Annotated in this window: 10 protein-coding genes and 1 pseudogene; 5 read left to right on the forward strand and 6 right to left on the reverse strand. The window is 72.0% G+C overall.

Annotated elements, in window-relative coordinates; translation table 11 throughout:
* Positions 1 to 22 precede the first annotated feature (22 nt).
* Positions 23 to 1,597 (reverse strand): protein kinase, encoded by a 1,575-nt coding sequence (locus HJD23_RS19820; RefSeq protein ID WP_171113690.1) that lies wholly within the window; start codon positions 1,595 to 1,597, stop codon positions 23 to 25.
* Positions 1,598 to 1,934: 337 nt separating this feature from the next.
* On the opposite strand from HJD23_RS19820, the gene HJD23_RS19825 reads away from it, so the two are divergent.
* On the forward strand, positions 1,935 to 3,569 hold the full coding sequence (locus tag HJD23_RS19825) for a protein kinase (RefSeq protein ID WP_171113691.1): 1,635 nt from the start codon (positions 1,935 to 1,937) through the stop codon (positions 3,567 to 3,569).
* Positions 3,570 to 3,627: 58 nt separating this feature from the next.
* Here HJD23_RS19825 and HJD23_RS19830 read toward each other — a convergent pair whose 3' ends face one another.
* On the reverse strand, positions 3,628 to 4,170 hold the full coding sequence (locus tag HJD23_RS19830) for a bacterial proteasome activator family protein (RefSeq protein WP_171113692.1): 543 nt from the start codon (positions 4,168 to 4,170) through the stop codon (positions 3,628 to 3,630).
* A gap of 186 nt (positions 4,171 to 4,356) precedes the next feature.
* Between HJD23_RS19830 and HJD23_RS19835 the strand changes: the two genes are divergently transcribed.
* A complete protein-coding gene (locus HJD23_RS19835) occupies positions 4,357 to 4,815 on the forward strand; it encodes a hypothetical protein (protein WP_171111895.1) in 459 nt (152 codons plus the stop codon).
* 12 nt (positions 4,816 to 4,827) lie between these two features.
* On the opposite strand, the gene HJD23_RS19840 is transcribed toward HJD23_RS19835, so the two are convergent.
* Positions 4,828 to 5,805 carry an NAD(P)H-quinone oxidoreductase gene (locus tag HJD23_RS19840; RefSeq protein WP_171113693.1) on the reverse strand — a complete coding sequence of 326 codons (978 nt, stop codon included), beginning with the start codon at positions 5,803 to 5,805 and terminating at the stop codon, positions 4,828 to 4,830.
* A 181-nt stretch (positions 5,806 to 5,986) separates the two neighbouring features.
* Here HJD23_RS19840 and HJD23_RS19845 point away from each other — a divergent pair, with 181 nt between their 5' ends.
* On the forward strand, positions 5,987 to 7,012 hold the full coding sequence (locus HJD23_RS19845) for an ATP-binding cassette domain-containing protein (RefSeq protein WP_171113694.1): 1,026 nt from the start codon (positions 5,987 to 5,989) through the stop codon (positions 7,010 to 7,012).
* Positions 7,009 to 7,857: an ABC transporter permease gene (locus HJD23_RS19850; protein ID WP_171113695.1), complete on the forward strand. Its 849-nt coding sequence runs from the start codon at positions 7,009 to 7,011 to the stop codon at positions 7,855 to 7,857. The genes HJD23_RS19845 and HJD23_RS19850 overlap by 4 nt, the downstream gene beginning before the upstream one ends.
* Positions 7,858 to 7,873: 16 nt before the next feature.
* On the opposite strand, the pseudogene HJD23_RS19855 reads toward HJD23_RS19850, so the two are convergent.
* Positions 7,874 to 8,560, reverse strand: a pseudogene (locus HJD23_RS19855) (NAD(P)-binding protein); the annotation flags it as partial.
* A 170-nt stretch (positions 8,561 to 8,730) separates the two neighbouring features.
* Here HJD23_RS19855 and HJD23_RS19860 point away from each other — a divergent pair.
* Positions 8,731 to 9,855, forward strand: coding sequence for a potassium channel family protein (locus tag HJD23_RS19860; protein WP_171113696.1), 1,125 nt, complete (start codon positions 8,731 to 8,733; stop codon positions 9,853 to 9,855).
* A gap of 27 nt (positions 9,856 to 9,882) precedes the next feature.
* On the opposite strand, the gene HJD23_RS19865 is transcribed toward HJD23_RS19860, so the two are convergent.
* On the reverse strand, positions 9,883 to 11,211 hold the full coding sequence (locus tag HJD23_RS19865) for a molybdopterin molybdotransferase MoeA (RefSeq protein ID WP_171113697.1): 1,329 nt from the start codon (positions 11,209 to 11,211) through the stop codon (positions 9,883 to 9,885).
* Entirely contained in the window at positions 11,208 to 12,161 is a 954-nt protein-coding gene (locus tag HJD23_RS19870) for an NTP transferase domain-containing protein (RefSeq protein WP_171113698.1), read from the reverse strand. The genes HJD23_RS19865 and HJD23_RS19870 overlap by 4 nt, the downstream gene beginning before the upstream one ends.
* Positions 12,162 to 12,238 lie beyond the last annotated feature (77 nt).

Consider the following 12,238-nt stretch of genomic DNA (forward strand, 5'->3'; position numbering starts at 1 on the left):
GAAACCGGCCCCAACCGTCGGGTCAGGGCAGGACCGGTCCACCGGTCGCGCCCGCGTCCGTACCGCCCGTCGGCGTCGTGTCCGTCGGCTCGGTGTCCGTGGGTTCCGTGTCCGTCGGCTGCGTGTCCGTCGGCTCGGTGTCCGTGGGCTCGGTGTCCGTCGGCTGCGTGTCCGTCGGCTCGCCGCTCGGCGTGTACGAGTCCGTGTACGTCGGGGTGGCCGACGGCGTGTAGTCCCCCCAGCCGGAGCCCGAGTCGTCGCTGTCCTCGGTGGACGTGTCCGTGGACTCCTCGGTCGCCTCGTCGCTCGGCGACTCGCTGGGCGTCTCGTTCCCGGTGGTCTGCGAGCTGGTCGGGGTCGGCGTGGTGCCGGTGCCGCCCTCTCCGCCGCCGCCGTTGTTCAGGGCCAGCGCGACACCCGCCGCGATGGCGATCACCGCGAGCACCGCGAGGATCCACAGCTTGCCCCGGCCGCTGCCCTTGTTGCCGTGCCCCTCGAAACCGCCGTCGTCGCGACCTCCGTAGCCGGGGATGATCGGCTGCGGGATCTGCGCGGTGCCCTCGGCCGTGTTCGGCAGCACGGCGGTGCCCGCCATGCCCCTCGTCGGGGTCTGCCCGCCGTCGTGCACGGCAACGGGGCCGGTGTTCCAGGTGCCGGTGTGACCGCCCTGGTCGTACAGCATCTGCAAGCCGTACTGGACCAGCCCGCGCATCTCCTCGGCGGTCTGGAAGCGGTCGTCGGGCTCCTTGGCGAGCGAGCGCATGACGAGGCCGTCCAGCTCCGGCGGCGAGGCCTCGTAGACCTCCGACGGCGGCGTGGGCATGTCCTGGACGTGCTGGTAGACCACCGACAGCGGGGTCTCGCCCACGAACGGCGGGCGCAGCGCCAGGAGTTCGTACAGCAGACAGCCCGTCGCGTACAGGTCGGAGCGGTGGTCGACGGCCTTGCCGAGCGCCTGCTCCGGGGAGAGGTACTGCGGGGTGCCCATCACCATGCCGGTCTGCGTCATCGTCGTGGACGCCCCGTGCAGGGCGCGGGCGATGCCGAAGTCCATCACCTTGACGGCGCCGTTGTGGGTGATGATGACGTTCGCCGGCTTGATGTCGCGGTGCACGATGCCGTGCTGGTGCGAGTAGGCGAGCGCCTCCAGGACACCGGAGACGATGATCAGGGCCTGCTCCGGGCCGGGCGCCTCGGCGTTGTGCAGCAGATCGCGGATGGTGCGGCCCTCGACCAGCTCCATCACGATGTACGGCACCGACTGGCCGCCCACGACGTCCTCGCCGGAGTCGTACACGGCGACGATCGCGTGGTGGTTGAGGCCGGCCACCGACTGGGCCTCGCGCGTGAAACGCGCCTTGGACACCGGGTCCTCGGCGAGGTCGGAGCGCAGCAGCTTGACCGCCACGGTGCGCCCGAGGCGGACGTCCTCGGCGGCGAACACCTCGGCCATGCCGCCCCGGCCGAGTCTGCCGGTCAGCCGGTACCGGCCGTCCCCGACAAGCCCGCCGTTACCCCACATTTCCGGCGCATCTGACATCCCGCCGCCAGTCGCCTCGGGGTCGGACGGGCCCTGAGCGCGCTGCTGCTGTGCCATCAGTCCTCGCCGTCGTTTCTGCCCGCGGTGCGCGCGGTGTTGTTGCGGTCTCCGTCGGCCACGCTACAGCCTTCGGGCAAGCCGCCGGTCCGGGATGGATACCGGAACCGGTCCGGGACGGCCGGGCCGTCGAACCGGTCATCCAACCCTTGCGCCGTCGCGTCGTGCAAATCCTGTGTACCGGCCGTACGGCCGCTGTAACGCTTGCGCGACGCTTCTTTCGCGTACGGTCACGGAACGGGCACCGAGCTTGACGTGTCAGTGCCCTGGGGCAGACTTGGCCGGGAATGGCACTTTCGATCAACGGCGCCTGACGGTCTACGGGGGATACGGGAACATGAGCCAGGACGGCGCGCAGGGCCGGTACGCGGGGCGGGCACTCGCCGGCGGCCGGTATCAGCTGCGTGACTTGCTCGGCCAGGGCGGCATGGCCTCGGTGCACCTCGCGTACGACGCCGTGCTCGACCGCCAGGTCGCGATCAAGACCCTGCACACCGAGCTGGGCCGCGAACAGGCGTTCCGTGAGCGCTTCCGCCGCGAGGCGCAGGCCGTGGCGAAGCTCACGCACACCAACATCGTCTCGGTCTTCGACACCGGCGAGGACAGCCTCGACGGGATGACGACTCCGTACATCGTCATGGAGTACGTCGAGGGCCGCCCGCTCGGCTCGGTACTCGACGAGGACCTGCGGCAGTACGGCGCGATGCCCGCCGACAAGGCGCTGAAGGTCACCGCGGACGTGCTCGCGGCGCTGGAGATCAGCCACGAGATGGGCCTGGTGCACCGGGACATCAAGCCGGGCAACGTGATGGTGACCAAGCGCGGTGTGGTCAAGGTCATGGACTTCGGCATCGCCCGCGCCATGCAGTCCGGTGTCACGTCGATGACGCAGACCGGCATGGTCGTCGGCACCCCGCAGTACCTCTCGCCGGAGCAGGCGCTGGGCCGGGGCGTGGACGCGCGCTCCGACCTGTACTCGGTCGGCATCATGCTGTTCCAACTGGTCACCGGGCGGCTGCCGTTCGACGCGGACTCGCCGCTGGCCATCGCGTACGCGCACGTGCAGGAGGAACCGCCGGTTCCGTCCTCGATCAACCGCTCGCTGCCGCCGGCCGTGGACGCGCTGATCGCCCGTGCGCTGAAGAAGAACCCGAACGAGCGTTTCCCCACGGCCGAGTCCATGCGCGACGAATGCCTGCGCGTGGCGGCGTCCTTCCAGGCGGCCCCGCCGAGCATCGTGCCGGGCGCGCGGACGCAGAGCGGCGCGGGCGTCGGCTCCGCGGTGTTCCCGCCGGTCGACCAGGCGACTCCGGCGCCGCCGCAGAGCAACGTACAGACGCCGTACCAGCCGCACCCGACGCCGAACCCGTACGGCCCACCCACGCCGCCCTCCCCGTCGTACGGCTACCCGCAGCAGGGCGGCTACCCGACACCGCACGCCGCGTACGGGCCGCAGCCGACGCCGAACACGCCGCCGTCGTACAACATCACGCCGCACACGCCGCCGCCCGCGAGCGGCGGCAAGAGCAACAAGCCAGTGATCATCGGCGCGATCGTCGTGGCCCTCGTCGCGGTCGGCGGCCTGGTCACGGCCCTCGCGCTGAACGACGGCGGCAGCGAGAACAACGGTGGGGGCGGCGCGGCGAGCACCTCCGCGTCGTCGACCGAGGTGCCGGGCTACCGCGGGCCGGACACGTCGAAGACGATCGAGAAGGAGAAGTGCACGGAGCCGGACGAGTCGTACAACGACCCCGAGAAGATCCGGATCCCGGACTTCCAGTTCAAGAACATCTCGTCGGTCAGGGAGTGCCTCCAGGCCGCGGGCTGGCAGCTGAAGATCAAGGACGTCGACGAGAACACCTACGGCGACGGCACGGTCATGGACCAGTTCCCGTCCGCGGGCACGGATGTGGATCCGGAGGACATGCCGGAGATCGAGCTCGCGGTGTCGACGGGGCATCCGGCTTCCTGAGACATCCGGCTTCCTGAGAAGAAAGGGCCCGGCGTGTGCCGGGCCCTTGGTGGTGTCCTTACAGGTACGGTCCGCCCGACCGGCCGCCCGCGCGCGGGTCTTCGTGGCCCTCCTGGCCGATGCCCGGCGGCAGGGCGCGGCGCATCTGCTCCAGCTGGGCCCGCGCGGCCATCTGCTGGGCGAACAGCGTGGTCTGGATCCCGTGGAAGAGTCCCTCCAGCCAGCCGACCAACTGAGCCTGCGCGATCCGCAGTTCGGCGTCGCTGGGGGTGGCCTCGTCGGTGAACGGCAGGGAGAGCCGCTCCAGTTCCTCCACCAGCTCCGGCGCCAGGCCGTCCTCCAGCTCCTTCACCGAGCTCGCGTGGATCTCCTTGAGCCGGACCCTGCTGGCCTCGTCGAGAGGAGCCGCGCGCACCTCCTCCAGGAGCTGCTTGATCATGCTGCCGATCCGCATCACCTTGGCCGGCTGCTCGACCTGCTCGGTCAACGGGGTCTCGTGGGAGTCGTCGTCCCCACCACCGCCGAGTGCCATGCCGTCCTGGCCCACGACCAGGATCCTCTGGGCGTTCTCCGACGACCGTTCGTTCCTCGGCATCTCCATGCCGTCATTCTCTCGCACACGTCCACCCCACCACTGAGGCGCCCCCGGCGCAGGGTGATCCACCGATTACGACCACTTGGAGGCGCCCGGAATGCCGCGTTCGTCAGTTGATGTGAGGCTCGTTGCGTCGATTGTTTGGCGACCTGTTTCCGGGAGGGGGTCACCGACGTGACTCCAAGGCGGCGCGTGAGGCGTGCGGCGGGGGTGGTGGTGCTGGGGGTGGCGCTGAGTACGGTCGTGCTCGGGTGCAGGGGTGTGGCGTCGTACGACGCGAAGGAGCCGTGGGCGAGCGGGGAGCCCTCCGGCTCCTCCTCCGCCTCCGCCTCCCCCTCTGTCGAGCCGAGCTGGGCCGGGAGCCGGGCCGGGGAGGGGCGGATGCGGCCGGGGCGGCCGGAGGAGCCGTGGCCCGGGACGGCGACGGCGCGCCCGAGCGGGACCGGCGCCGCCGGCGACGTACCCGCGTCGTCACCGGCGTCCGACCCCGGGGCCACGCACGAGGAGGAGCCCGTGGATCAGGCCGCCACGGACTCCGCCGCGTCCGAACCGGTGCTGCGGATCCTGCCGCTCGGCAGTGGGCTGGTACTCATCGGCCTCGGGCTCGGACTCGCCTTCGTGGCACTGCGGGTGCGCCGGGCGCAGGACTGACCTCTTCGCGCGCTACGCCGTGAGCAGCACCTTTCCGACGTGGCCGCTCTCCTCCAGCAGGCGGTGGGCGTCGGCGGCGTCCCGCATGGGCAGCTCGCGGTCGATGACCGGGCGGACGTGACCGGCGTCGAGCAGCGGCCAGACGTGTTCGCGTACGGCGGCGACGATGGCCGCCTTCTCGTCGAGCGGGCGGGCGCGCAGCGAGGTCGCGCTGATCGCGGCGCGCTTGTTGAGGAGGGTGCCGATGTTCAGCTCGCCCTTGACGCCGCCCTGCATGCCGATGATCGCCAGTCGGCCGTTGACGGCGAGGGCCTGGACGTTGCGGTCGAGGTACTTGGCGCCCATGTTGTCGAGGATGACGTCGGCGCCCGCCCCGGCCGTGGCCTGCCTGATCTCCTCGACGAAGTCCTGCTCGCGGTAGTTGATCAGGATGTCGGCGCCCAGTTCGGCGCAGCGCTCCAGCTTCTCCTTGGTGCCCGCGGTGACGGCGACCTTGGCCCCGACGGCCTTGGCGAGCTGGATCGCCATGGTGCCGATGCCGCTGGAACCGCCGTGCACGAGGAGGGTCTCGCCGGGGCGCAGATGGGCGACCATGAAGACGTTCGACCAGACCGTGCAGGTCACCTCGGGCAGCGCCGCGGCCTGCCGGACGTCGAGGCCGCGGGGCACCGGCAGCAGCTGGCCGGCCGGAACGGCGACCTTCTCGGCGTAGCCGCCACCGGAGAGCAGCGCGCACACCTCGTCACCCACGGCCCAGCCGGCGACGCCGGTGCCGAGCGCGGCGATACGGCCGGAGCATTCCAGGCCGGGGTAGCGGGAAGCGCCGGGCGGCGGGTTGTAGTAGCCCTGCCGCTGCAGGATGTCGGCCCGGTTGACGGCACTGGCCGCCACCTCGACCAGCACCTCGCCCTCCCCGGCGACCGGATCCGGGACCTCGTCCCACACCAGCGCCTCGGGCCCACCAGGTTCGGGAATCGTGATCGCATGCATGAGGGGGACGCTACTCCCCCGTCTCCGGTCCCAGGCCCCTGTGTCACTCCTCCGTCTCCGGGCGGAGGCCCCCTGCGTCATTGGTCCGATCCGCTGAGAAATCCCTGTGCGCGACCGATGAGTTTGCGCGACGGTGGAGGTCTCCCCATGCGTAACCCAAGTACGCGGAAGGACACCCCACATGAGCCAGCAGACGCCCGGTCTGGCCATCGAGACCGCGGGCCTGGTGAAGACGTTCGGCGAGACGAGGGCCGTGGACGGCGTCGACCTGGCCGTGCCCACCGGCACGGTGTACGGCGTCCTCGGTCCGAACGGCGCCGGGAAGACCACCACCGTGAAGATGCTCGCCACCCTGCTCAGGCCGGACGGCGGCGAGGCCCACGTCTTCGGCCACGACGTCGTCCGGGAGGCGGACGAGGTGCGCGGCCGGGTCAGCCTGACCGGGCAGTACGCGTCCGTGGACGAGGACCTGACCGGCACCGAGAACCTGGTCCTGCTCGGTCGCCTCCTCGGCCACCACAAGAAGGCCGCGCGGGAGCGCGCCGCCCAGCTGCTGGAGGCCTTCGGGCTGACCGAGGCGGCCGGAAAGCAGGTCAAGAACTACTCCGGCGGCATGCGGCGCCGTATCGACATCGCCGCCTCCATCCTGAACACGCCGGACCTGCTGTTCCTGGACGAGCCGACCACCGGCCTCGACCCGCGCAGCCGCAACCAGGTGTGGGACATCGTGCGCGCGGTCGTCTCCCAGGGCACCACCGTGCTGCTGACCACGCAGTACCTGGACGAGGCCGACCAGCTGGCCTCCCGGATCGCCGTCATCGACCGCGGCAAGGTGATCGCCGAGGGCACCAAGGGTGAGCTGAAGGCGTCCGTCGGCGCCGGCTCCGTGCATCTGCGGCTGCGCGAGGCGGAACAGCGGCCGGAGGCCTCGCGAGTGCTGCGGCAGGTGCTCCAGGCGGACGTACAGCTGGAGCCGGACCCGGTGGCGCTGACCGCGCGCGTCCGCGCCGGTACCTCGAACGGCCGGGGCGCCGCCGAGCAGGCCGCCGCCGCGCTCGCCGAGCTGGCCCGCGCCGGCGTCGTCGTCGACAACTTCTCACTCGGCCAGCCGAGCCTGGACGAGGTCTTCCTCGCCCTCACCGGGCACGACACCCAGGTGCACGACGAGCCGCAGGCTCACGACGCGAAGGACGGGGCAGCCGCATGAGCACCGCGACCACCACCGAGACCAAGGAACTGGCCCCCGTCAGCACCGAGTCGCTGGCCGCGCTGCTCGTGACCAAGGAGCGGCCGCCGCGGCCGAGCGCGTGGTCGGCGTCGCTGACCTTCGGCTGGCGCGCGATCCTGAAGATCAAGCACGTCCCGGAGCAGCTCTTCGACGTCACCGCCTTCCCGATCATGATGGTGCTGATGTACACGTACCTGTTCGGCGGGGCGCTGGCCGGTTCACCGAAGGAGTACATCCAGTTCCTGCTGCCGGGCATCCTGGTGATGTCGGTCGTGATGATCACGATGTACACGGGCGTCTCGGTCAACACGGACATCGAGAAGGGCGTCTTCGACCGGTTCCGCAGCCTGCCGATCTGGCGGCCGTCGACGATGGTCGGCTATCTGCTCGGCGACGCGCTGCGCTACACCATCGCGTCCGTGGTCATGCTGACCGTCGGCATGATCCTCGGCTACCGGCCGGACGGCGGCGTCGCCGGTGTGCTCGCCGGGATCCTGCTGCTGGTGGTGTTCTCGTTCGCGTTCTCGTGGATCTGGACGATGTTCGGGCTGCTGCTGCGCACCGAGAAGTCGGTCATGGGCGTCAGCATGATGGTGATCTTCCCGCTCACCTTCCTGTCCAACGTCTTCGTCGACCCGCGGACCATGCCGGGCTGGCTCCAGGCGTTCGTCAACAACAGCCCGGTGACCCATCTGGCCTCCGCGGTGCGGGAGCTGATGGCCGGTGAGTGGCCCACCGACGAGATCGCCTGGTCGCTGGGCTGGGCGGGTGTGTTCGTGCTGGTCTTCGGTCCGATCACGATGCGGCTGTACAACCGCAAGTAGTGCCGAACCGTCCGGCTCATCGCTGCGGGTCGCGCCGGTTCTCCGGTGCGGCCCGCGGCACGATGGTGATCACCCGGTCCGTCAGCTCCAGCGTCCGGACGGCCGGATCGTCGTAGTGCAGCACCCGGTGCCCGCGTACGACGCTGATCACCAGGTCTTCGGTGTCGCGCGGGCTCCGACCCACCTCGGCCCGGGTCACCGGCCGGTCGACCATATCGAGCCCGCTGCTCTTGCGGATGAGGTCCTCCATGACCAGCCCCGCGGCGGGGCTGAGCACGGACAGGCCCAGCAGCCGCCCGGCCGCGCCCGCGCTGGTGATGACCTCGTCGGCGCCGGACTGCTTGAGCAGCGGCGCGTTCTCCTCCTCGCGCACCGCCGCCACGATCGTCGCGCCCCGGTTGAGCTGCCGGGCCGTCAGGACCACCAGGACGGCCGTGTCGTCGCGCTGGGTGGCGATGATGATCCGCTTCGCCCGCTGCACCTCGGCCCGCTTCAGTACCTCGCTGCGGGTCGCGTCCCCCAGCACGGCGGCGTATCCCTCGGCCGTCGCGGCGTCCACCGCCTTGGCGGTCGGGTCGATCACGACGACCTGTTCCTTCTTCAGCCCCGTGGCACAGGCGGCCTGGGTCGCGGCCCGCCCCTTCGTACCGAAGCCGACGACGACAGTGTGGTCGCGCAAGGGGGACCTCCAGCGGGGTATGCGAGCCATCGGACCGGGGTACGGCTCCCGGACGTCGGATCCGACGCTACCCAGCGCCCCGGCGCAAGCCCACCCCGGTCGGCGTGTCGGGCCGAGGGGGCACGGCGACGGCGCCGGACCCGGTGCGGAACGATGGAGCCGACTGCCCGTACCGACGCCACAGGGGGCCAGCGATGAGGGACGACGAGCATCCATCCACGCACGGGGCGAGGTCCGCGCTGCTGCGGTCGCTCTGGAGCCGCTCGCGCCACGAGGCCCGCGCCGACGCCGAGGCGGGCCGCGCCATCACGATGCCGGTACTGAGCGTCGTACCGCCGCTCCAGCAGGTGCTCAAACGCCTGTCCATGGCGCTGCTGGTCCTCCTCGCCACCATCCTGATCGTGTACATCGACAGCGAGGGCTACAACGACAGCTCCGACGGCAAGGTCGACCTGCTCGACGCCGCGTACTACGCCACCGTCACCCTCTCCACCACCGGATACGGCGACATCGCCCCGGTCAGCGAGGCCGCCCGGCTCACCAACATCTTCGTCATCACACCGCTGCGTGTGCTGTTCCTGATCATCCTGGTCGGCACCACCCTGGAGGTGCTCACCGAGCGCACCCGCCAGCAGGTCCGCATCCACCGCTGGCGCGCCCGCACCCGGGACCACGTCGTGGTCATCGGATACGGCACCAAGGGGCGGCACGCCGTGCAGACCCTGGTCGGGCAGGGCATCGGCAAGGACCGGATCGTCGTCGTGGACGCCCAGCGCAAGACGGCCGAGGCGGCGGGCGACGACGGCCTGGTGGCGGTGACCGGCGACGCCACCCGCTCGGAGACCCTGCTCAAGGCCGAGATCCACCGCGCCACCCGCGTGATCATCGCCCCGCAGCGAGACGAGACGGCCACGCTGATCACCCTCACCGCGCGCCAGCTGAACAAGCACGCCACGATCGTCGCCGCGGTCCGCGAGGACGAGAACGTACCGCTGCTCAAGCAGAGCGGCGCGGACACCGTCGTGACCAGCTCCAGCTCGGCCGGCCGGCTGCTCGGCACGTTCATGGCCAGCCCGCCGGTGGCACGGGCGCTGGAGGACCTCATGACCCTCGGCAGCGGCATGGACCTCATCGAGCGGCCGGTGACCCCGGAGGAGGAGGGCCGCACGCCCCGCGAGTGCGCGGACCTGGTCGTGGCGGTCGTAAGGGACAAGAAAATGCTGGACTACACCGACGGGTGGCGGACGGAGCTGCGGGCGGGGGACCGGGTCATCACGGTCAGCCGACCGGTCGCCGCCGGGCGGGCAGAAGGAGTGTGAGCTCGACTACGGTGCGTGGTCGATGTTTCACGTGAAACACACGCCGATCCCGGCCGTGGCCCACGGCAGGTCCAGGATCTCCGCCGCCTGACCGGGCCGTGCACCGCCCGGCGGTACGACCGCGAGGGCATCGGCGGCCGCGACGCCACGCAGCATGGCCGGACCGTTGTAGTGCAGCGGCACCGCACGGTCGGCGCGCAGGACGACGGGGACGAGCCGGGTGTCGTACGGGTGCCCGTGCACCGCCTCCTGCATGGGCAGCGCGTACGGCTCCTGCGCCGGGCGTGCCGCGAGCGTGCGCAGCAGGGGCTCGGCGAGGGTGAGCAGGCCGGAGACGGCGGCCAGGGGGTTGCCGGGCAGGCCGACGAGGTGCTGGTTCTCCTTGGTGCGGGCCAGCAGCATGGGGTGGCCCGGGCGCACCTTGACGCCGTCGACCAGCAGCTCCGCGCCGATACGGCGCAGGGTGGGGTGGACGTGGTCGACGGGGCCGGAGGCGGTGCCGCCGGTGGTGACCAGGAGGTCGGCCTCGCTGGCCGTGATCGCCTCGTGCAGGGCGTCGGCGTCGTCGCCGATCCGCCGCACGTCCGTGACCTCGGCGCCGAGCGCACGCAGCCAGGGCGGCAGCATGGGGCCGAGGGCGTCGCGGATCAGGCCGTCGTGCGGGAGGCCCTCGGTGAGCAGTTCGTCGCCGAGCACCAGGACGTGGGCGCGGGGGCGGGGCACGGCGGTCAGGGTGTCGTACCCGGCGGCCGCGGCGAGGCCCAGCACGGCGGGGGTGACGAGGGTGCCGGGCGGCAGCAGCTGGTCGCCTTTGCGGCACTCCTGGCCGCGCGGGCGGATGTCCTGGCCGTGGCCGGCGTCGCGCGTGGCGTGCAGTCTGCCCCGGTCGTCCATACGGCCGTGTTCGCTGCGCAGCACGGCGGTGGTGTCGGGCGGGATCCGGGCGCCGGTGGCGATCCGGACGGCCTCGCCGTCATCGAGCGGCGCGTGCTCGGCGTGGCCCGCGAGCACGCCCTGGTCGCGTACGTCCCAGGGGCCGGGCCCGGCGACCGCCCAGCCGTCCATCGCGGAGGTGTCGAAGGAGGGGAGGTCGGTGAGGGCGGTGAGCGGGGCGGCCAGGGTGTGGCCGAGGGCGGAGTCGAGGGGGAGCGGGACGGGCGCGCGGCGGGCACCGCCTCGGACGGCGCGGGCGGCGATCTCGCGGGCCTCGGGCCAGGGGGTGGCCTTGTGGTGGCGGTCCTGGGGGGCGTGGGCCAGGTGAGGGGTGTTGTCCCGGTCCTCCTTCACGAGCGCCAGTGCCTCCTCGACGTCCCGGTCCTCGACGTCCTCGCCGTCACGGATACCGGGGGCGGTCATCCGGCGTCCGGGCGGGGCTCGGGGGCGGACTTGGTGTCGGTGGCGGCGCCTGCGGTGTCCGTGGTGGGGGTCGCGCCGTCCGTGGCGGAGGCGTCCTCCTCCGCCCAGCGCAGTGCCAGGGCGGTGGCCTTGCGGGAGGCCTCGGCGACGGCTTCGGGGCCGCCGCCTGCCTTGGCCGCGGCGTAGCCGACGAGGAACGTGGTCAGCGGGGCCGCGGGGCGTGCCACCCCGTGGGCCGCGTCACGGGCGAGGTCGAGCAGGACACCGGTGTCGACGTCGAGGTCGATACCCAGCTCGTCCTTGACTGCGGAGATCCATTCATCCAACACGAGCCCATGCTCCCTGATGCGTGCCCTGGCAGTGGCGATGTCGTCCCAGGTGTCGCAGTCGAAGGACGCGACGGGGTCGAGGACGCGGGTGAGGTTCAGTCCGGCGGTGAGGAGCCGCAGGGGCAGGCCGGTGAGGCCGCCGTGCTCGGCTCCGAGGTGCGCGAGCCTCTCGCGCAGGCGCTGTGCGCGGTAGGCGGCCACGAGCGGCTGGTCCCGGCCGCCGGGGTCGGTGAGCAGCGTGCCGTCGGCCGGGCCCGCGTCCAGCTCGGCGAGCAGTCCCTTCACGGTGGGCTCGCTGAGAAAGGGCAGGTCCGCGGAGAGGACCACCACCCGGTCGGCGCCGGTGAGCGGCAGGCCGGCCGCGAGGGCGGCGAGCGGTCCGCCGCCCGGCGGTTGCTCGCGCGCCCAGGTCACGGGCCGTGCCGTCGGCCTCGGCTCGGCGACGACGACGGTGGTCCGGGCGTCGGCGCACGCGGCGAGCACCCGGTCCAGCAGCGGGCGTCCGCCCACGCGCACGCCGGGCTTGTCGGCCCCGCCGAGCCGCCGCGCGGCACCGCCGGCGAGCACGACGGCGTCGTAGTCGCCGGCGTCGCCCGGTGCGGGGCGTTGGATGTCGCTCACCCATTGAGTATGCGTGCCGCCTGCCGTGTCGCGGAACGCGGGCGGGACACCCGGTCAAGCGGAACGCGGGCGGGACA

Origin of the sequence: Streptomyces sp. Z423-1, assembly GCF_013009255.1 — a bacterium.
Taxonomy (GTDB): domain Bacteria; phylum Actinomycetota; class Actinomycetes; order Streptomycetales; family Streptomycetaceae; genus Streptomyces; species Streptomyces gossypiisoli.

Coding starts and splice junctions, on each gene's coding strand:
- HJD23_RS19820 (WP_171113690.1), bottom strand. CDS start 1,597: ATGGCACAGCAGCAGCGCGCTCAGGGCCCGTCCGACCCCGAGGCGACT.
- HJD23_RS19825 (WP_171113691.1), top strand. CDS start 1,935: ATGAGCCAGGACGGCGCGCAGGGCCGGTACGCGGGGCGGGCACTCGCC.
- HJD23_RS19830 (WP_171113692.1), bottom strand. CDS start 4,170: ATGGAGATGCCGAGGAACGAACGGTCGTCGGAGAACGCCCAGAGGATC.
- HJD23_RS19840 (WP_171113693.1), bottom strand. CDS start 5,805: ATGCATGCGATCACGATTCCCGAACCTGGTGGGCCCGAGGCGCTGGTG.
- HJD23_RS19845 (WP_171113694.1), top strand. CDS start 5,987: ATGAGCCAGCAGACGCCCGGTCTGGCCATCGAGACCGCGGGCCTGGTG.
- HJD23_RS19850 (WP_171113695.1), top strand. CDS start 7,009: ATGAGCACCGCGACCACCACCGAGACCAAGGAACTGGCCCCCGTCAGC.
- HJD23_RS19860 (WP_171113696.1), top strand. CDS start 8,731: ATGAGGGACGACGAGCATCCATCCACGCACGGGGCGAGGTCCGCGCTG.
- HJD23_RS19865 (WP_171113697.1), bottom strand. CDS start 11,211: ATGACCGCCCCCGGTATCCGTGACGGCGAGGACGTCGAGGACCGGGAC.